Source organism: Pseudomonas fortuita (genome assembly GCF_026898135.2).
Taxonomy (GTDB): domain Bacteria; phylum Pseudomonadota; class Gammaproteobacteria; order Pseudomonadales; family Pseudomonadaceae; genus Aquipseudomonas; species Aquipseudomonas fortuita.
In genome coordinates, this window is the sequence record NZ_CP114035.2 from 828,003 (window position 1) to 846,970 (window position 18,968).

The window sequence follows — 18,968 nt, forward strand, 5'->3', positions numbered from 1 at the left end:
GAGTCTAAAATCTTGTACAGGTTTATTCCAGCACAGCCCGGAAGTTATGCAAACTAGAATTTGTGTATGGCGCTAAATCATTCCAGGTGTTCGAGCAGTCTGCGCGCCGCTTCCTGGCCGCTGAGCCACGCGCCTTCGACTCGCCCGGACAGGCACCAGTCGCCGCAGGCATACAGGCCTTGGTCAGCATCGGCCAGTGCGCCCCACTCGTGATTGCTGCTGGGGCGCGCATAGAGCCAGCGGTGGGCCAGGGCGAAGTTAGGCGCCGGCACCACGCAGCCGACCAGCTCGGCAAACTCGCCCCACAGCTGTTCGATCACTTCTTCCTTGGGCAGGTCGATGTGCTGCCGGCTCCAGTCAGACGTGGCGTGCAGCACCCAGGTATCGAGTTGCTCATCGCGGCCGGGCTTGCTGCGGTTACGGGCCAGCCAGTCAAGCGGGTTGTCCTGCACGAAGCAGCCTTGCATCGGGGTGTCCAAAGGTGTCTGGAAGGCCAGGGCGACCGCCCACACAGGTTCCATTTGCACGCCCGCAGCCACCGCGGCAAGTTTTGGGGTGGAGGCCAGAAGTGGCGTGGCCTGCGGTGCCGGCACGGCAATCACCACCCGGCTGTAAGGGCCATGGCTGCAGCCTTCGGTGTCTTGCAGGTGCCAGTATTGCTTGCCACGGAACACCTCGGCGATACGGCAGCCGAAGTTCACCGTCACATCCTTGAGCAGGCCACGGGTAATGGCGCTCATGCGTGGCACGCCTACCCAGCGGGTCTGTTCGTCAGGGGAGGGAGTGAGCTCGCCATCACGGTAGTTGTACAGCTGTGGCTTCCACTGCTCGGCCCAGCCGGCGGCAACCCACTGTTGCACCTGCTCGACGAAGCGCCGGTCCCGGGCAGTGAAGTACTGGGCGCCGAGGTCCAGCGCGCCGGCCTCGCTGCGCTTGCTGGCCATGCGCCCGCCACTGCCGTGGCCTTTGTCGAACAGATGCACGGATTGCCCGGCCTTTTGTAGGGCCTGGGCGGCTGACAAGCCGGCGATACCGGCCCCGATGATGGCAATAGGTACTGTCATGATGGCCTCTTCAAACCTTGCTGTTAGCAGACTACGCTGTCAGGCAAACCTGTACAATCCAGAAATCCTGTATAAGGTTATACCGCTTTGGCGGTCAGGTTGGCCTATGTTTATCCGAGAGCGTCGGGTCAAAAAAGTGCCTTGATGTTAAAAATAGACCACCGCCGCATTCTGCGAGGACACAGCCATGCATATATTGCTGACAGGCGGCACCGGGTTGATTGGCAAGCATCTTTGCCAGTACTGGCTTGGCCAGGGGCACCGGCTTACGGTTTGGAGCCGGCGACCTGAACAGGTGGCGAAAATATGTGGCAGTGGCGTGCGTGGCATCGCCCGGCTGGAGCAACTGGAGGCGGACGATCACCTTGATGCGGTGGTCAACCTGGCCGGTGCGCCGATTGCCGATCGGCCCTGGACGGCTGCCCGGCGCAACCTGCTGTGGGCTAGCCGGGTCACCCTGACCGAGCAATTGCTGACCTGGTTGGGCACCCGTGAGAAACGCCCGGACGTGCTGATCTCCGGGTCTGCGGTGGGCTGGTACGGTGACGGTGGCGAACGCGAGCTGACCGAGGCTTCGCCACCGGTACGCGAAGATTTCGCCAGCCAGTTGTGCATTGCCTGGGAAGAAACGGCCCAGCGCTCCCTGGCACAGGGGATCCGCGTGGTGCTGGTGCGCACCGGGCTGGTGCTGGCCAGCGATGGCGGCTTTTTGTCGCGCCTGCGCGTGCCCTTCAAGCTGGGGCTGGGCGGGCCATTGGGTGATGGGCGGCAATGGATGCCGTGGGTCCATATAGACGATCAGGTCGCCCTGATTGATTTTCTCTTGCAGCAAAAGGATGCCAGCGGTCCTTATAATGCCTGCGCCCCGGAGCCGGTGCGTAACCGTGAGTTCGCCAGGCGCCTGGGCCGGGCCCTGCATCGGCCGGCGCTGCTGCCGGTGCCGTCATTGTTGCTCAAGGCTGGCCTGGGGGAGATGTCGACCTTGCTGCTGGGCGGCCAGCGGGCACGCCCGGTACGCTTGCTGGCGGCTGGCTTCACCTTCCGTTTCAACGATCTGCAATCGGCCCTGGACGACCTGTCCAGCCGCCTCTGACATAGGACGCTGCATGACCGATCACGCCCTGCTGCTGGTCAACCTGGGTTCTCCGGCATCCACCTCGGTTGCCGATGTGCGCCGCTACCTCAACCAGTTTCTGATGGACCCGTATGTTGTCGACCTGCCCTGGCCGGTGCGGCGCTTGCTGGTGTCGCTGATACTGCTCAAACGCCCGGAGCAGTCGGCGCATGCCTACGGCTCGATCTGGTGGGAGGAAGGCTCGCCGCTGGTGGTGCTGACCCGCCGTTTACAGTCCGCAATGGTCGAGCACTGGCCCCATGGCCCGGTGGAGATTGCCATGCGCTATGGCCAGCCAGCCTTGCCCGAAGTGCTGGAACGCCTGGCAGCTCAAGGCGTGCGCAAGGTGACCTTGGCACCGCTTTATCCACAGTTTGCCGACAGTACCGTGACCACTGTGGTCGAGCTGGCCAAACAGGTGGTCAACGAACGCCAGCTGCCGCTGCAGATGCGCGTGCTGCAGCCGTTCTACGAGCACCCTGAATACATCGAGGCGCTGGCTGCCAGCGCCCGGCCTTACCTGGAACAGGATTACGACCACCTGTTGCTGAGCTTCCATGGCTTGCCCGAGCGGCACTTGAAGAAGCTGTTTCCGAAGGGCAGCAAGCACGACCTGCGTACCGCCGATTGCTGTCACGGTGCATCCGCCGAGGTGCGTGCGGTGTGTTACCGCGGGCAATGCCTGGCTACGGCCAAAGCCTTTGCGCAGAGCATTGGCATACCGGATGGCAAATGGTCGGTATCGTTCCAGTCACGGCTGGGTCGGGACAAGTGGATCGAACCGTACACCGAGACCCGGCTGGATGAGCTGGCCAAGGCCGGTGTGAAAAAGTTGCTGGTGATGTGCCCGGCGTTCGTGGCCGATTGCATCGAGACGCTGGAAGAAATCGGTATGCGGGGCAGCGAACAGTTCGTCGAGGCTGGCGGGCGGGAGCTGGTGCTGGTGCCATGCCTGAATGATCACCCGGAGTGGGTGAGGGTGCTGGCGCAGATGTGCGAAAAGGCCTGACATTGCGGCTGCCTGTACCGGCCCTGTCGCCGGCAAGCCCGCTCCCACAGGAGCAACACAGTATCTGAAGCCTGTGGTGTACCTGTGGGGGCGGGCCTGCCGGCGATAGGGGCGGTTCGGGTTAAAGCCGGATCAAGGCAAGTGATCATCCAGCTGCTTGTGCTTCCATCCATCATTACCCGGCAGGATCAGGTTCAGGGCAATCGCCACGATGGCGCACAGGGCGATGCCCTTAAGGCCCCAGTCGTCCGGGCCGTCACCGCTGCCGATCAGCACGCCGCCGATACCAAACACCAAGGTTACCGACACGATCACCAGGTTGCGCGCTTCGGCCAGGTCGATCTTGTGGCGGATCATGGTGTTCATGCCCACCGCCGCGATCGAACCAAACAGCAGGCACAGAATACCGCCCATCACTGGCACCGGGATGCTTTGCAGCAGCGCGCCGAACTTGCCGATGAACGCCAGGGTAATGGCGAAGACCGCCGCCCAGGTCATGATCTTCGGGTTGTAGTTCTTGGTCAGCATCACCGCGCCAGTCACTTCGGCGTAGGTGGTGTTTGGCGGGCCGCCGAACAGGCCGGCCGCCGTGGTGGCCAGGCCGTCACCTAGCAAGGTACGGTGCAGGCCAGGCTTTTTCAGGTAGTCACGGCCGGTCACGCTACCGACCGCGATCACCCCGCCGATGTGCTCGATGGCCGGCGCCAGGGCAACCGGGACGATGAACAGGATGGCCTGCCAGTTGAACGCCGGTGCGGTGAAATTGGGGATTTCCAGCCACGGTGCGGCGGCTATCCGGGCCGTGTCGACCACGCCAAAGGCGAACGACAGGGCAAAGCCCACCAGCACGCCGGAGATGATCGGGACCAGGCGGAAAATACCTTTGCCGAACACGGCGACGATCAAGGTTGTCAGCAGGGCTGGCATGGAGATCAGCATGGCGGTCTTGTAGGGCATCAACGCAACGCCGTCCCCACCCTTGCCCATTGCCATGTTGGCGGCAATCGGTGCCATGGCCAGGCCGATGGAGATGATCACCGGGCCGATCACCACAGGCGGCAGCATGCGGTCGATAAAACCGGTGCCTTTGATTTTTACCATCAGGCCCATGAAGGTGTACACGAAACCTGCAGCCATCACGCCGCCCATGGTCTCGGCCAGGCCGAACTGGCCCTTGGCGAGGATGATCGGGGTGATGAAGGCAAAGCTGGAGGCCAGGAAAACCGGTACCTGGCGGCCGGTAACCAGCTGGAACAGCAGCGTGCCGATGCCGGCGGTGAACAACGCGACGTTCGGGTCGAGGCCGGTGATCAGTGGCATCAGCACCAACGCGCCAAATGCCACGAAGAGCATCTGCGCGCCCGAAACGACCTGGCGCCAGAGCGGGTCGTTGAAGCCGTCCTGCATGGTCAGGCGTCCTTTTGCTTGGTGCCGAAGATCTTGTCACCGGCATCGCCCAGGCCCGGCACGATGTAGCCGTGTTCGTTCAGGCGCTGATCGATCGAGGCGGTGTAGATCTTCACGTCCGGGTGGGCTTTTTCCACCACGTCGATGCCTTCTGGCGCGGCGACCAGGACCATGGCCCGGATCTCTTTGCAGCCGGCCTTTTTCAGCAGGTCGATGGTGGCGACCATCGAACCGCCGGTGGCCAGCATCGGGTCGATGATCAGGGCCAGGCGCTGGTTGATGTCCGGCGCGAGTTTTTCCAGGTAGGTATGGGCTTCGAGGGTTTCTTCGTTGCGGGCAACGCCGACGGCACTGACCTTGGCACCCGGGATCAGGCTGAGCACGCCGTCGAGCATGCCGATGCCGGCGCGCAGGATGGGGACTACCGTGATCTTCTTGCCGGCAATTTTTTCAACTTGCACCTTGCCACACCAGCCGTCGATCTCGTAGGTTTCGAGTGGCAGGTCCTGGGTGGCTTCATAGGTCAGGAGCGCGCCGACTTCCTGGGCGAGTTCGCGAAAATTCTTGGTGCTGATATCGGCACGGCGCATCAGGCCGAGCTTGTGGCGGATCAGCGGGTGGCGGATCTCACGAGTGGGCATAGGGGGCTCCGAAAGGCGGGCAAAAAAACCGCGCTAGATTAATCTATTCAACCTGTGCTGTCGTCTGGTCATTTTGGACGTTAGTCCATAAATGCTTGATCTGGGACGAGCGGATGCGTACCTTTGCCCGCTTTTCCAAAATGCACCCCCGGAGAGCGCCATGTCCGCCGATCTCGAGCACATCCGTCAAGTCATGCGTGAAGCTGACTGCCTGTACACCGAAGCCGAAGTCGAAGCGGCCATCGCCAACGTCGGCGAGCAGATCTGCAAGGACCTGCACGACAAGAACCCGGTGGTGTTCTGCGTGATGAACGGTGGCCTTATCTTCTCCGGCAAACTGCTGACCCACTTGCAGTTCCCGCTCGAAGCTTCGTACCTGCACGCCACCCGCTACCGCAACCAGACCAGCGGCGGTGAGCTGTTCTGGAAGGCCAAGCCGGAAGTGTCGTTCATCGACCGTGATGTGCTGATCGTCGACGACATCCTCGACGAAGGCCACACCCTCAGCGCCATCATCGAGTTCTGCAAGCATGCCGGCGCACGCTCGGTGTACACCGCGGTGCTGATCGACAAGGACCACGACCGCAAGGCCAGCCCGGACCTCAAGGCCAACTACGTGGGCCTGCCGTGTGTCGACCGCTACATCTTCGGTTACGGTATGGATTACAAAGGCTACTGGCGCAATGCCAACGGCATTTTCGCCGTCAAGGGGCTGTAATCAAGCGCCGCCCTGCATGCTAGAGTGCTCCTTCATTCAAGGAGCCTCACATGCGTGCGATTCTTCCCCTCCTGTTGGCGGTCAGCCTGCCACTGGCCGCCGCACCGCTGCACAGCCAGTTCCTGCCGCCTGACGACCAGTCACTGCGCCAGGAAGCGCCGACCGGCCAGCAACTGCTGCAAGTGACCGATTACTCGGTGGTGGTGGGGGCCCAGCGCCAGTCCGACCAGCAGCCTATCCCGATCACCTCTTCGTTGCAGGTGCGCCTGAAGGGAAAGCCATTGAGCAAAGGTGCGACCATCGCCCAGGTGCTGCTGACCTTCGATGGCGAAGCGGCCAAGAGCCTGAAGAAGCCTGTGTATGACGAAAAAAGCCGCACCTTGAGCCTGAATTACCCGGTCAGTGACTACCGGGTGATCATGGACCTGCTACGCAACGAAACCTTGTATGTGCAGTTTCTCACCTACGGCAATGGTCACATCTGGGCCGACCTGCACACTGGTACCGTACGTACGCGTTGAGGCACGCGGCCTGCGAGGGGTAAACTGCCGGCCTTCGAAATCCCGTGATGGTCCAGTTGGAGTCGGCAATGCGTAAAGACAAGAAACAGGTAATCGGCGACGAAATCAGCGACGACTACATCAAGTCGTTCCTTCAGTTCGAACCGGCCGATGGTGTGACCTCGCCGTCGCTGCATAAGCTGGTCAAGGCCTACCGTGGGCTGCGCGTAGACGATTTCGAGCGCTTTGTCGGCTTCTTTGTCGAAGCTGGCCTGGACCTGGATGGCAAGGACGAGCACGGTAAAACCTTCGTTGAGCAGATCGCCGACCAGCGCAATGCGCCTGAGTACATCGAGATCATCGACCGCGCCCGCGGTTGATAGAGATCCAGGCACAAAAAAACGCCCCGAGGGGCGTTTTTTCGTTACCGGTCGGTTCAGGCGTAATGCTTGGCCGCCGGGCTGCTTTCCACCAGGTCCAGCGCCACGTCGTTTTCGGCACTGATCTTGTGGTACAGGGCAGCATCGGTTGCCAACGTTTTCTCGCGCGCCGGGAAGATTTCCTTGAGCTTGGCAGCCCAGGCACCCTTGGCCTGCTCGGGGAAGCAGCGTTCGATCAGTTCCAGCATGATCGACACGGTCACCGAAGCGCCTGGCGAGGCACCTAGCAGTGCGGCCAGGCTGCCGTCCTGGGCCGAGACCAGCTCGGTACCGAACTGCAGCACACCGCCTTTTTTCGGGTCCTTCTTGATGATCTGCACGCGCTGACCAGCCACTTCCAGGCGCCAGTCTTCGGCCTTGGCCTGCGGATAGAAGCGACGCAGGGCTTCCAGGCGCTGCTCCATCGACTGCATCACTTCGCTGACCAGGTACTTGGTCAGGTCCATGTTGTCACGGGCCACGGCCAGCATCGGGCCGATGTTACCCATGCGCACCGACAGCGGCAGGTCCATCAGCGAACCGTGCTTGAGGAACTTGGTGGTGAAACCGGCGTACGGGCCGAACAGCAACGAAGTCTTGCCGTCCACAACGCGAGTATCCAGGTGCGGTACCGACATCGGCGGGGCGCCCACGGCGGCCTGGCTGTAGACCTTGGCCTGGTGCTGTTTGACGATTTCCGGGTTGTCGCAACGCAGCCACTGGCCGCTGACCGGGAAGCCGCCGAAGCCTTTGCTTTCCGGGATGCCGGACGCCTGCAGCAGCGGCAGGGCCGCGCCACCGGCACCGAGGAAGACAAAGCGAGCGTCGACTTCGCGGCTGCCGCCGCTGTTGACGTCCTTGATGCTCACGGTCCAGCCGCTGCCGTTACGGCGTAGGCCGACGACCTTCTTGCTGTACTTCACCTGCGCGTCCGGCGAGTCGCCCAGCAGCTTGAGCAGCTTGTTGGTCAGGGCGCCGAAGTTGACGTCGGTGCCTTTGGCTACACGGGTAGCTGCAATGTGCTGGTCGGCTGGGCGGCCAGGCATCATCAGCGGCATCCAGTCGTTCATCACCGCCTTGTCTTCGGTGTATTCCATCTCGGCGAAGGCATGGTGCTGCTTGAGCAGCTCGAAGCGCTTCTTGAGGAAGGAAACACCCTTGTCACCCTCGACGTAGCTCAGGTGCGGGACAGGGTTGATGAATGCACGCGCCGAGCCGAAGTTGCCCTTCTTGCTCAGGTAAGCCCAGAACTGGCGCGAAACCTCGAACTGGGCGTTGATGTGCACGGCCTTCTTGATGTCGATGCTGCCATCGGCGGCCTGGGGCGTGTAGTTAAGCTCGCACAGACCAGCGTGGCCGGTACCTGCGTTGTTCCAGGGGTTGGAGCTTTCCGCGGCTCCGGAGTCCATCGCCTCGACGACCTCAAGCTTCAGGGTCGGGTCAAGCTCCTTCAGCAGTACGGCCAGGGTGGCACTCATGATGCCCGCGCCTACCAGTACTACATCAACCGATTCGTTCTGCGCCATTTAACGCGTCTCCACAATCTACAGCTACCTAATTGACAGCATAGGACCTGGGGTAGCCAGGGTCGCCATGTCCGACTTTTCGCAGTTCTTGCAACTTCCGCGGACACCGCCAATCAGTCTTCGGGTTCAGCTATTGAACGCCGTTTGCCACGGGTGCGGCAATTCGACTTATGGTCAAGGTGTCGTGCGTGCGTTATGGAACGGTTCAGACACTCATACGGGATGAGCGCAGTTGCCGCCTGTTCAGGGCTGTTCGGGACACATCTGCCGCTTTTGCACATGCCAGACTGTTCATTTGCTCGCCACACTCTTGTGAAGTTGTGAAAACCGTTTTTTCACGCTCTTTTGGAGACGTGAACCTCAAAAGGGGACTGCGCGATGGCAACCCGCAGGTTCATGCAGTGTGAAGGGCCGGAAAAGCAGGCACGACAGCCGATGCAAGACCTGAGTGGAAGGCTCTCTGTGGGCGAAGCGGTGAAGTTGCCGGGGTCAATCGGCGAGTGCGGGGCCCGATCAGGAGACGTCCTTATAATCGGGGGGAGATTATAGCGATGTCGCGGGCAGAAATGTCGCCATTCGTGGTTTTTATTGCAGCGTTTGTCAGGCCGCGAGGATGCGATGGTGCCAGCGGCGGCTTGCGCGGGCGCAAACCCTGGCGTCGGCGGGCAGTTCGCGACCCAGCCAGGCCAGCTGGATTTCACTGACCTGAACCCAGCCGCTGCCGCTCGGTACCTGGCTGCATTGCTTGAAGGCCAGGCATTTGCCTTGGGCATCGAGGCGGGCGTAGGCGGTGTGGCGCGGGCGTTGGAAGAGCAGAGTCCAGAGCGAGGCCATGGCGGCGAGTCCTTTGCGTGAGGGCTTGGCGCAAGGATAAGGGCGTGGCCATGAAACGATTGTGACAAGCGGGTCGGGCCGATGACTGGTCTGTGCCTGGCTAGGTATACTGTGGGCCTTTGCCGCATTTTCTGGAGAAACGCGCATGTTGCAACGTCTGTTGTTCGGTTTGATCGCCGTGGCCAGCCTCAGCCTGGTCGGTTGTGCCCACAGCCCGCAACAACTTAACCCGCAACCCACGCTCAAGGCTCAGCTCGCCCCGGTGGGCCACGGCCAGCCGGTCGTGGTCCGGGTGGTTGACGGCCGGCCTTCGCAATCCTTGGGTACCCGTGGTGGCATGTACCCCGAGACCAGCACCATCAGCGTCAGCGGTAATGACGTGGTGCCCAAGCTGCAGGCCCAGGCCGAAGCTGCTGTGCGTCTGCTCGGCTTCACCCCTACGCCGAACGCCTCTGGTGCACCCCAGCTGACCGTGACCCTGGCCGAGCTGAAATATCAGTCGCCCAAAGACAACCTGTACGTGACCGAGGCCACCATCGGCGCCACGTTCCGTGCCGACGTGCGCAATGGCGGCCGTAGCTACAGCGGCCGTTACGGCGCTTCGCTGGACCAGCGTTTCGGCATGGCGCCGAACCAGGACACCAACACCCAGCTGGTGGGCGATGTGCTGAGCGATGCCCTGACCCGCCTGTTCAAAGACCCGACCATCGGGCAGGTACTGGGCCAGTAAGCGTTTGGCTGCATGAAAAAACCCGCTCCCTGTGTCAGGTAGCGGGTTTTTTGTTGCCTGTGCTGGCCTCTTCGCGGGTAAACCCGCTCCCACAGGTCCAGCGCAGGCCTCGGATCCGGTGCGGTCCCTGTGGGAGCGGGTTCACCCGCGAAGAGGCCGGTTCAGGCTTACGCTGCTTCTACGTAGAAATCCAGCAAGCTGAAGCCCGTCCCGGCATCCACCTCCGGCAAATCTTCATGCACATGCCCGCCCAACGCACAGTAGACCAGCCACTGGCGGTCCTGCACATTGATGGCAAAACCATCGATCAAAGCCTGTTGTTCATCGCTCTGGGCAACGAGGTAGAGGCGGTCCTGGTTTTCGGCGTGCAACATGAACAAGCTCCGGGTCATGAAAGGCCGCCAGGGTGGCCTGTTCAGATGACGAGCGGATGACAGATGAAATTTAATGACAGTTTGTCGCCCATACCGGGCGCGGGGCAGCGAGTTGGGTAGAATGCGGGCCTTTGCCGCTTCTCACACCGAGGTTGCGTGATGTCCTTGCAAGTGCTCTGGGGGTTTCTGGCCGCCCATCCCACCAAGTTGATCAACCTGCTGGCGCTGCTGCTGACCTGCCCAGGCGGGTTGCTGCTGCACAGTGCCCGGCGACGCGAGGCCGAGACCCGCGAATACATGGCTGTGGAGGAGGGGGTGGTGGACGCGTTCGACCTGCGGGTGCCACGCTACTTCTACATTCTTGGTTTTTCGTGCCTGGCGATGGCGTTGCTGTTGTCCTGGTTCAGTACCTGGGTCTGAGAACCATTGGGGCCGCGTTGCGGCCCATCGCGACACAAGGCCGCTCCCACAGGGAATTGCGTACTCCTTGTGGGAGCGGCCTTGTGTCGCGATTGGGCTGCAACGCAGCCCCCGGGATCGATCAGGCTACAGGTGCCTGCTGCCTGACCTGGTACTGGTTACGCACTGGCGTCGCATACTGCAGCACCAGGTAAGGCCGCTGCTCTTCGGGGCAGGCATCCAGCCGACGCTGCCATTCTTCCTTGGCCTTGGCCAGCTCGTCCGCCGGGAACACCTTCTCGGCACTCGGCACCTGCAACGCTTCGTCCTTGCCTTCCCACATCGCATAGGCCAGGTAGTGCACCGGGAACAGGCGGTAACCGCCAAGGATCTGCCGGTCGATTTCCGCTGCCAGCTGCTTGGTATCCTCGTGGTACGCGGTCACCGGCGCGGTGAAGTTGATGTGCACGCGACCCTTGTAGCCGGTAATGCCCTTGGCGATGCTGTTGTCATCCTCGCCTGGTGCCTTCGTGTAGGTACCGGTAGTGGCGCGGATGTACAGCTCGCGGGCCTTGGCCTGGTCACACGGATCATATTCGTAGCTGATCGACACCGGCGTCAGGTTGAGGCTCTGGATCACCGCACCGAACGGCTCGTCCTTGCGGCTCATGTGGAACATCTTGAGGATCGCCGAATCGGTACGGTCGTCACCGTCCTTGGCGCGGCCTTCGGCCTGGGCAATCCAGATCGACGTGGCGTCGTTGCGGATCGAGTGGTTGATGTAGGCCGAGAGCAACTGGTAAGCCGCCAGCTTCTCGCGGCGCCCGCTGATCGAGCGGTGCACGATGAAGCTTTTGTTCAGGCGCATCATGTCGCTGACAAAGGGCTTTTGCAGCAGGTTGTCACCAATGGCAATGCGCGGGGTGGGCAGGCCTGCGTGGTACACCGCGTAGTTGACAAAGGCCGGGTCCATGACGATGTCACGGTGGTTGGCCAGGAACAGGTAGGCGGTGCCTGCCTTGAGCTGTTCCACGCCCGAATAAGTAACGCCGTCGGTGGCGCGGTCGATGGTCTGGTCGACGTAGTACTCGACTTTGTCCTGCAAGGTCGAAACGCAGGTGACGCCGGCAAACTCCTTGCGCAGGCGGCGGGCAATCAGCGGCTTGAGCAACCAGCCGAGAGCACCGGCCGCACGCGGGAAGCGGAAGTGGGTGAGGATATCGAGGAATGCCGGGTCGCTGAGCAGGCGTGCCAGGACGGCAGGGACCTCAGCGTCGTCGTACGGTCGGATGGCATCGAATTCGCCCATCATGCTCTCTTGTTGGAAACGGCTAGGGTAATAGGTAGGGGCGGGCTCCGAAAAACGGCTCGGACACACACAGGCCCTGTAAACAGACCGGCAATTATACGCATAAGTCACCCCGGAGGCCGCGATGCTGGAAACTGCCAACTACGATTGCCCTTATTGTGGCGAAGAAATCGAAACCACGGTGGACCTGTCCGGTGGCGATCAGGAGTACTTCGAGGACTGTCAGGTGTGCTGCAAGCCTGTCCGCTTCTTGCTGCAGGTGCATGGCGAGGAATGGATGCTGGATGTCTTCGGTGAGAATGACTGATGCGACGGATCTACGAACCTGAAAACCTGCTCGAGGCCGAAATGCTGCTCGGTATGCTGGCCAGTGAGGGCATCAACGTGCAGCTGGTGGGCCGTGACTTGATGGGGGGCGTAGGCGAACTGCCCCTGCAAGGTCTGTTGGGGCTTGCGGTGGCGGATGAGCAGGCCGAGTACGCACGGCAGCTGATCGATGCGTACAATGATGCCCAGCCACTGGTTGGCGACGAACCGGAGAGCTTCCCCGGTACCTTGATCTGCTAGGTTCTGAATTCGCCCATGTGTGGACGTTATGCCCTGTTTCGCTGGCCCCAGGCGCTTGCCAGCCTGCCTGGCTTCCCCCAAGGCCAGCCGGCCCAATGGAACATTTCCCCCGGGGCTTCGGTGCTGATCCAGCGCCAGCTCGAGGGCCAGCAGCAAGTGGCCAAGGCGCGCTGGGGGCTTACCCCGGCCTGGCTCACTGACCTGTCCCGCACACCTGCCCACGCCCGCGCCGAAACCCTGGCCGAGCAGCCGATGTTTCGCGATGCCTTTCGCCAGCGTCGCTGCCTGATGCCGGCCAACGGCTTTTACGAGTGGCGTGGCAGCGTGCGTAAACGCCCGTACTGGTTGACCCCGGGGGAGGGCTCGTCGCTGTATTTTGCAGCGGTGTGGGAGGCCTATCCGGTGCAGGACCAAGTGTGGCTGAGCTGTGCTGTGGTGACCCAGGCAGCCATGAACCAGCGTCGGCCGCTGATACTGGACGAGGCCGCGCAGGCGGCGTGGCTTGACCCGGATACGCCGATCACCCGCTTGCACGAGTTGCTGGCCAGCCCCTCGGCAATATTGCGAGAGCGGGCCTTGGCCAATTTCGTCAATGACCCGAAACTGGATGCGCCGGAGTGTTTGACGCCGTTATGACTGTAGTGGACTGCCTATAACGCCTAGTATTTCTGCTAGTTGACCACCTCCAGGGCCCGCCATAAGGTTGATCGTACCTACTTGGTGCAGCTGTTGAGGGGATTGATGATGAAAAATAATGCATTGTCAGGCCAGGAAAAACTTGCTGTTTCGTCTGCGCTCACGGCATTCAGGGTTTTACCTTCGACGGATTCAGATACAAGAGTCTTTGGCCGTTGGTTCGGTTATGCTGATTTTCAGCCCACGGGCATCTTCCTCGAGCCCGGAGGTTATGTCCGGTATCAATTCTCGCTGCCGCCTAGGGCAAACGTGAAGATGCAACTCCTCGTCGGAACTCCCGGCTTCAATACACAAGGCTCCGAGACTGAATGCCCTCGTACCCATGAAATGCCAGAATACCCTGGAATCGTCACTGATCCGGAAGGCGGGTTATTATGGGTGCGGGTAATACCTGATGGGGTGGGCCCGACCGTCGAGGAGGTAACGATTAATTTTGAATGCATTGCTAACTCACATCGAGTACCTGTATTTATACAAGGCGAAACGTCCGTAGATCAGTGGGGCCAGATGCTTGAGGCTGCCAAGGAGCATGGGCGAGCGCCAGTGCAGCTCATGAGTGATAAAGTTGTTATCACCGCGTGGTGGGAGACGGCTTATGCCTATAAGAGTCACGATCCCTCGGCTGTATTAGACGAGTACAAAGAAATTCTAAGAGTTGAAAATGAAATCGGTGCAATTGGTTATGGTGCGGAACAAGAACCACCCAGTCCGCTGCGCATATTGGTCTCGGAGAAGGAAAGTGGCAACCCTAATGCCACTCACTATCGAATAAGTCTACCGCAATACGGCAGGTCGCTATTGACTCCCGACGGTGTGCGCGGCGACTGGGGAATCTGGCATGAGTTGGGTCATATGCAGCACCAAATTTCATGGAGCGCAAATGCGTTGACTGAGAACTCCGTTAATATATTTTCCCTTGCAGTGCAGCGCGCGCAAAAAAAATATTCAAGGGTGGTGCCTTACGACCGTGAAGCGCATGCCTTTTTGAATAGTTCCGATCCGAATAAGAAGTTTGAAGACAATGACGAGTTTGTCCGCCTCATCATGTGGGAGCAATTGAGGACAGCTTACGGCGACGCGTTCTTTCATCGGCTCCATCGTGAAAGCCGTAGTCATGGCAACCATGAACCTGGCCAGGGTGACGCTCAATACCGTCATTACTTCATGGTCACCAGCGCATGGGCTGCGCAGCACGATCTCACAACATTCTTCACTCGATGGGGTTGGCATCCAACCTCGCGCACACTTGATGCGATCCGAGATTTGAGGCTGCCTATGCCAGAGCCGGACCCGTCCACCCTCCACGTGAAGGCCGAAACGCAGATCGACGCAGTTGAACCGCATTCAGATGGTATCGAAATAAGGGGGGTTGCCCGCCCTGGGAGCCGCCTGAAAACCACCAATGATCCTGATATGGGTTGGTATGACCCAGAAGGCGGGATTACCTACGCCAACGCTTCAGGCGATTTTTCTGTGGTCACTCGAAGGTTGGTCGATGGCAACGCAGTGGTCAAATCCTATGACCCGCAAACAGGAGAGGCGTTGGGCGAGTCGAACCATGTGCCAGTGAACCTGCAGGGCACGGCTGCGGAATTCTCTTGCTGTACGGAACATGAAACCGGTGCCGATCATTGACTTTCGGTGATAGTCGATAACTGGGGCTAGTGGCAGTCATCACGCCAGCGAAACGCCGGTGTGATGCATTACAAGACAAGCTGCCTACGCGCGATCGGGTGTGGGCGCAGGTGTACCCGGATGTGAAGAATCTTCCCTACGGCTATAGCGGGCACTGGCGACTCGGCCTAGGATACGGCGCATGTAAAAAGGGAGTGTTTTCATGCGTAAGTCTTTTGTCGTCAGCCTGCTCAGTGCTGGCATCCTGCTGGCCGGCTGCCAGGCAGTGAACACCACCAGCGGCGGTGCCGTTGGCGTCGAGCGCCAGCAGTACATGTTCAGCATGCTCTCGACCGATGAGGTCAACCAGATGTACGCCCAGTCTTACCAGCAGACCCTGGGTGAGGCATCGAGCAAGGGTGTGCTCGACAAGTCCAGCGCCGATGCCAAGCGTGTGCAGGCGATCGCCAGCCGCCTGATCGCCCAGGCGCCCAAGTTCCGCCCGGATGCCGCGCAATGGAACTGGGAGGTAAACGTCATCAAAAGCGACGAGCTCAACGCCAACTGCGGCCCGGGCGGCAAGATCATCGTCTACACCGGGCTGATCGATCAGCTCAAGCTCACCGATGCGGAAATTGCCGCAGTGGTGGGGCACGAGATTGCCCACGCCTTGCGTGAGCACAGCCGCGAGGCCATGTCCAAGGCGTATGGCGTGGAAATGGCCCGCCAGGGTGCCGGCGCCATTTTCGGCCTCGGCCAAGGCAGCATGGCCATGGCCGACACGGTGGTGAACTACGCCATGACCCTGCCCAACAGCCGGGCCAACGAGAACGAGGCCGACCTGATCGGCCTGGAGCTGTCGGCGCGTGCCGGTTACGACCCGAATGCCGCGATCACCTTGTGGAACAAGATGAGCAAGGCTTCCGAAGGTGCACCGCCCGAGTTCATGAGTACTCACCCGGCATCCGCGAGCCGTATTGCTTCGCTGCAGGCGGCGATTCCGAAGGTGATGCCGCTGTATCAGGCGGCAAAGCAGTAAGACCGCAAGGGGGCTGCTTTGCAGCCCCTTCAGCATTTAGCCAACCCAGCCACTGGCTTTCATCGCCGAGTACACGGCCACAATTGCCAGCACGAAGAACGCTGTGGCCGCCAGGCGACGGATCAGGGTCAACGGCAGTTTGTCTGCTGCAAAGTTACCCGCAAGAACCACCGGCACGTTGGCAATCAGCATGCCCAGCGTGGTGCCGATAATGACCATGATCAGGTGCGGGTACTGCGCCGCCAGCATGACGGTGGCGACTTGGGTCTTGTCACCGATTTCGGCCAGGAAAAACGCGATCAGCGTAGTCAGGAACGGCCCGAAGCGGCGCGCCGGGTTCTCGTCATCATCCATCTTGTCCGGCACCAGGGTCCACAGCGCAGTGGCGGTGAAGCTCGCGGCGAGGATCCAGTGCAATGCCGAGTCGCTGAAAAAGCTGCCGAACCAGGCGCCCACGGCACCGGCCGCAGCATGGTTGGCCAGGGTGGCGGCGATGATGCCGGCGATGATCGGCCACGGCTTGCGGAAGCGGGCAGCGAGAATGAGCGCGAGCAGTTGCGTCTTGTCGCCGATTTCGGCGAGGGCAACGATAGCGGTGGGGACCAACAGAGATTCCAGCATCAGGATTCCTACGGGGGCGGGTCGACACGGCTATGACACGTACAGCCTCCCCGCCCCGGGTAAGGTGTGCGTGTCATAGGTCTTGTCAAACCCTGGATCCGTCTTTGCGGATCTCTCCATGCGTGCTGGCATGGTGGGTCGCACGCGCCATGGTCTGTTGACCAAGTATGTTGACGCGTACCGGGCGAGCAGGGTGCTCGCGGGAGACTACTCCCCTAGGACGGTGCGGATTCTGCCTAGGCAAAACGCTTTCGGCAAGCGCTGTTTTTATCCGTGTGTTGCCTGATAGATACGGAAACCGTCAGCGTCGTCGCGCACCTGGCAGTTGCCCAGCGCCCCTTCGATCAGCGGCTGGTAGCGCAGGAAGCTGTTGGCAACAAGGCGCATTTCACCGCCTTTTCGCAGATGAACGGCCGATTTTTTCAGCAGATTTTCCGAAGCCTGGTAGTTGGTGTGCACCCCGGTGTGAAACGGCGGGTTACTCAAAATCAGGCTCAGTTCGGTGGGGGCCGCGTCGATACCATCACCGCTGATAACGTCGCCTTCCAGGCCGTTGGCAGCCAGCGTCAGGCGGCTGGCCGCGACGGCGAAGGCATCCACGTCAAGCAGCGTGACCCGGCTTTGCGGATAGCGGCGCTTGACCGTTGCGCCCAATATCCCGGCGCCACAGCCAAAGTCCAGTACATGCCCGCTCGGCAGGCCGTCGAGGTGCTTGAGCAGCAGGGCCGTACCGCGATCAAGGCGCCCATGACTGAATACGCCAGGCAGGCTGACCACTTGCAACGGGCCGTCCTCCAGGGCCAGCTCGAAGCGTTCGGCCAGGCTTTCCAGCGGTTTGGCCACGGGCGCCTGCTCGATCGTGACTTGCCACAGCTGGCAGTGCCGGGCGCTGTCCAGCTTGCGCGGTCTGCCAAAGGCCTGCAGCTGTTTGGCCGCGCCTTCGATGCCGCCGCGTTTTTCGCCAACCAGGTACAGCTCACCGCCGGCCAGGCGCGACGCCAGGGCATTGAGCAGGTAGGCAGCCAGTTCACGGGACTTGGGCAGGAACAGCACGGCGCTGTCGAAGGCCACCTCGGGTGGCTCGACACCATAGTGGCTGCGACCGGCAAAGCGGCTTTCGAGCATGGCGTGATCGCCCGCATGCCATGTCCAGGCCTGGGCCTGCGGCAATTGGCCGAGCAGGCCATCAGCGGGGGCGCCGGCGATCAGCAGCGGGCCCTGGAACAGCTCTGCCTGGCGGAGCAATACTTCACTGCGCGGGTCCATGGACGACGCCTCCTGAAAAAGTGGCGCAGTGTAGCAGAGGCGGGCGCCCCGCTCAGCTGACCACGCGGCGCGGCTGACCGGCGAAGAAGGCTTGGGCGTTTTCACTGAGCTGGCCGACGATGCGTTGGCGCGACTCCACTGCCCCCCAGGCGCTGTGCGGGGTGATGATCAGCCGCGGGATGCGGGGTTCGAGCAACGGGTTGCCGTTGACCGGCGGCTCCACGCTCAGCACGTCGGTGGCCGCGCCGCCCAGGTGGCCACTGCGCAGGGCATCGGCCAGTGCCTGCTCGTCGATCAGGCCGCCACGGGCGGTGTTGACCACCAGGGCACCGGGCTTGAGCAGGGCCAGTTCGCGGGCGCCGAGCATGTGCCGGGTGTGCTCGTTCAGCGGGCAGTGCAGGGTCAGGGCATCGATTTGTGGCAGCAGTTCGTCCAGCGGCAGGCGGTCGGCGCGCTCCGGGCGGCCAGGTATTTGCCCGCTGAGCACGCGCATGCCGAACGCTTCGGCCAGCCGCGCCACTGCGCCGCCCAGTTCGCCGTGGCCGAGCAGGCCGAGGGTTTTGCCTTCCAGCTCGACGATGGGGAAGTCCAGCAGGCAGAACTGGCTGGCCTTGGCCCACTGGCCGTCGGCTACCGCCTGGTTGTAGTCGCACAGGCGAGTGGCCAGGGCCAGCAGCAGGGCGAGGGTATGCTGCGCGACGGACGGTGTGCCATAGCCCTGGCAGTTGCATACCGTGATGCCTTGGGCTCGCGCTGCTGCCAGGTCGACATTGTTGGTGCCGGTGGCAGCGACCAGAATCAGCTTGAGCTGTGGGTTGGCGGCCAGGGTCGCGGCGTCGAGCATGACCTTGTTGCTGACCACCGCCACGGCGCCCTGCAGACGCTGGCTTACCTGGTCAGGGCGGGTTGCATCGAACAGCTCGAGTTCATCGAACTGGCTTCGTAGCGGGGAAAGGTCGAGGTCACCAAGGTCCAGGGACTGGTGATCGAGAAACACGGCGCGACGCGGGCTGGGCATCAGTAAGGCTCCGTTGGCAGGGCAGGGATGATCCATCCCCCGGACAATGCCACTCATACCCCGCGCAGCCAAATCATTCCTTCGGCTGATTTAGCCGTCACAT

The 18,968-nt window shown here is 61.5% G+C and carries 22 protein-coding genes and 1 riboswitch; of the genes, 12 read left to right on the plus strand and 10 right to left on the minus strand.

All coding sequences use genetic code 11. The features are described 5' to 3' along the window. Positions 1–77: 77 nt before the first annotated feature. Positions 78–1,064, minus strand: a complete 987-nt coding sequence (locus tag OZ911_RS03830; protein WP_016484876.1) for an NAD(P)/FAD-dependent oxidoreductase — start codon at positions 1,062–1,064, stop codon at positions 78–80. 187 nt (positions 1,065–1,251) lie between these two features. On the opposite strand from OZ911_RS03830, the gene OZ911_RS03835 reads away from it, so the two are divergent. After that, positions 1,252–2,157, plus strand: a complete 906-nt coding sequence (locus OZ911_RS03835) for a TIGR01777 family oxidoreductase (RefSeq protein WP_268968576.1) — start codon at positions 1,252–1,254, stop codon at positions 2,155–2,157. A 13-nt stretch (positions 2,158–2,170) separates the two neighbouring features. After that, entirely contained in the window at positions 2,171–3,187 is a 1,017-nt protein-coding gene (gene hemH, locus OZ911_RS03840; protein WP_070086764.1) for a ferrochelatase, read from the plus strand. 132 nt (positions 3,188–3,319) lie between these two features. On the opposite strand, the gene OZ911_RS03845 is transcribed toward hemH, so the two are convergent. Together OZ911_RS03845 and upp are read right to left on the minus strand one after the other, a co-directional pair. Continuing rightward, entirely contained in the window at positions 3,320–4,594 is a 1,275-nt protein-coding gene (locus OZ911_RS03845; RefSeq protein ID WP_016484879.1) for a uracil-xanthine permease family protein, read from the minus strand. A gap of 2 nt (positions 4,595–4,596) precedes the next feature. After that, on the minus strand, positions 4,597–5,235 hold the full coding sequence (gene upp, locus OZ911_RS03850; RefSeq protein ID WP_016484880.1) for a uracil phosphoribosyltransferase: 639 nt from the start codon (positions 5,233–5,235) through the stop codon (positions 4,597–4,599). Between the two features lie 160 nt (positions 5,236–5,395). On the opposite strand from upp, the gene OZ911_RS03855 reads away from it, so the two are divergent. The 3 genes from OZ911_RS03855 to OZ911_RS03865 all read left to right on the plus strand — a co-directional run bounded on the left by OZ911_RS03855 (position 5,396) and on the right by OZ911_RS03865 (position 6,833). Then, the gene (locus OZ911_RS03855; protein ID WP_012270498.1) at positions 5,396–5,953 is read left to right on the plus strand and encodes a hypoxanthine-guanine phosphoribosyltransferase; all 558 of its coding nucleotides are present in this window, start codon (positions 5,396–5,398) and stop codon (positions 5,951–5,953) included. Between the two features lie 50 nt (positions 5,954–6,003). Further along, on the plus strand, positions 6,004–6,474 hold the full coding sequence (locus tag OZ911_RS03860; RefSeq protein WP_016484881.1) for a hypothetical protein: 471 nt from the start codon (positions 6,004–6,006) through the stop codon (positions 6,472–6,474). Positions 6,475–6,542: 68 nt separating this feature from the next. Further along, positions 6,543–6,833, plus strand: coding sequence for a PA4642 family protein (locus OZ911_RS03865; RefSeq protein ID WP_016484882.1), 291 nt, complete (start codon positions 6,543–6,545; stop codon positions 6,831–6,833). 56 nt (positions 6,834–6,889) lie between these two features. Here the strand turns inward: OZ911_RS03865 and mqo are convergent, their stop codons facing one another. Together mqo and OZ911_RS03875 are read right to left on the minus strand one after the other, a co-directional pair. After that, entirely contained in the window at positions 6,890–8,398 is a 1,509-nt protein-coding gene (mqo, locus tag OZ911_RS03870; RefSeq protein WP_016484883.1) for a malate dehydrogenase (quinone), read from the minus strand. A gap of 600 nt (positions 8,399–8,998) precedes the next feature. Continuing rightward, complete coding sequence (locus OZ911_RS03875; protein WP_016484884.1) at positions 8,999–9,232, minus strand: hypothetical protein; 234 nt, start codon at positions 9,230–9,232, stop codon at positions 8,999–9,001. A gap of 145 nt (positions 9,233–9,377) precedes the next feature. Between OZ911_RS03875 and OZ911_RS03880 the strand changes: the two genes are divergently transcribed. Further along, positions 9,378–9,962 carry a YajG family lipoprotein gene (locus OZ911_RS03880; RefSeq protein WP_016484885.1) on the plus strand — a complete coding sequence of 195 codons (585 nt, stop codon included), beginning with the start codon at positions 9,378–9,380 and terminating at the stop codon, positions 9,960–9,962. Positions 9,963–10,129: 167 nt separating this feature from the next. Here OZ911_RS03880 and OZ911_RS03885 read toward each other — a convergent pair whose 3' ends face one another. Further along, a complete protein-coding gene (locus OZ911_RS03885) occupies positions 10,130–10,336 on the minus strand; it encodes a hypothetical protein (protein WP_016501484.1) in 207 nt (68 codons plus the stop codon). A gap of 159 nt (positions 10,337–10,495) precedes the next feature. Here OZ911_RS03885 and OZ911_RS03890 point away from each other — a divergent pair, with 159 nt between their 5' ends. Beyond that, entirely contained in the window at positions 10,496–10,756 is a 261-nt protein-coding gene (locus tag OZ911_RS03890; RefSeq protein ID WP_016484887.1) for a hypothetical protein, read from the plus strand. A 121-nt stretch (positions 10,757–10,877) separates the two neighbouring features. Here OZ911_RS03890 and OZ911_RS03895 read toward each other — a convergent pair whose 3' ends face one another. Next, a complete protein-coding gene (locus tag OZ911_RS03895) occupies positions 10,878–12,047 on the minus strand; it encodes a 1-acyl-sn-glycerol-3-phosphate acyltransferase (protein WP_080640993.1) in 1,170 nt (389 codons plus the stop codon). 121 nt (positions 12,048–12,168) lie between these two features. Between OZ911_RS03895 and OZ911_RS03900 the strand changes: the two genes are divergently transcribed. The 5 genes from OZ911_RS03900 (at position 12,169) to OZ911_RS03920 (ending at position 15,960) form a co-directional block, all read left to right on the plus strand. Then, positions 12,169–12,351: a CPXCG motif-containing cysteine-rich protein gene (locus OZ911_RS03900; RefSeq protein WP_023047680.1), complete on the plus strand. Its 183-nt coding sequence runs from the start codon at positions 12,169–12,171 to the stop codon at positions 12,349–12,351. Then, positions 12,351–12,611, plus strand: coding sequence for a putative signal transducing protein (locus OZ911_RS03905; protein WP_016484890.1), 261 nt, complete (start codon positions 12,351–12,353; stop codon positions 12,609–12,611). The genes OZ911_RS03900 and OZ911_RS03905 overlap by 1 nt, the downstream gene beginning before the upstream one ends. A gap of 15 nt (positions 12,612–12,626) precedes the next feature. After that, positions 12,627–13,247: an SOS response-associated peptidase gene (locus OZ911_RS03910; protein ID WP_016484891.1), complete on the plus strand. Its 621-nt coding sequence runs from the start codon at positions 12,627–12,629 to the stop codon at positions 13,245–13,247. A gap of 105 nt (positions 13,248–13,352) precedes the next feature. After that, positions 13,353–14,942: a M60 family metallopeptidase gene (locus OZ911_RS03915; RefSeq protein WP_083283754.1), complete on the plus strand. Its 1,590-nt coding sequence runs from the start codon at positions 13,353–13,355 to the stop codon at positions 14,940–14,942. 202 nt (positions 14,943–15,144) lie between these two features. Continuing rightward, positions 15,145–15,960, plus strand: a complete 816-nt coding sequence (locus OZ911_RS03920) for a M48 family metallopeptidase (RefSeq protein WP_016484893.1) — start codon at positions 15,145–15,147, stop codon at positions 15,958–15,960. Positions 15,961–15,996: 36 nt separating this feature from the next. Here the strand turns inward: OZ911_RS03920 and OZ911_RS03925 are convergent, their stop codons facing one another. The 3 genes from OZ911_RS03925 to OZ911_RS03935 form a co-directional block, all read right to left on the minus strand. Next, positions 15,997–16,581, minus strand: coding sequence for a TMEM165/GDT1 family protein (locus OZ911_RS03925; RefSeq protein ID WP_016484894.1), 585 nt, complete (start codon positions 16,579–16,581; stop codon positions 15,997–15,999). 87 nt (positions 16,582–16,668) lie between these two features. Further along, positions 16,669–16,809: riboswitch (yybP-ykoY riboswitch) on the minus strand. 39 nt (positions 16,810–16,848) lie between these two features. Next, entirely contained in the window at positions 16,849–17,847 is a 999-nt protein-coding gene (locus OZ911_RS03930; protein WP_023049459.1) for a methyltransferase, read from the minus strand. A 52-nt stretch (positions 17,848–17,899) separates the two neighbouring features. Next, positions 17,900–18,865 (minus strand): 2-hydroxyacid dehydrogenase, encoded by a 966-nt coding sequence (locus tag OZ911_RS03935; RefSeq protein WP_070086912.1) that lies wholly within the window; start codon positions 18,863–18,865, stop codon positions 17,900–17,902. Between the last annotated feature and the right edge of the window lie 103 nt (positions 18,866–18,968).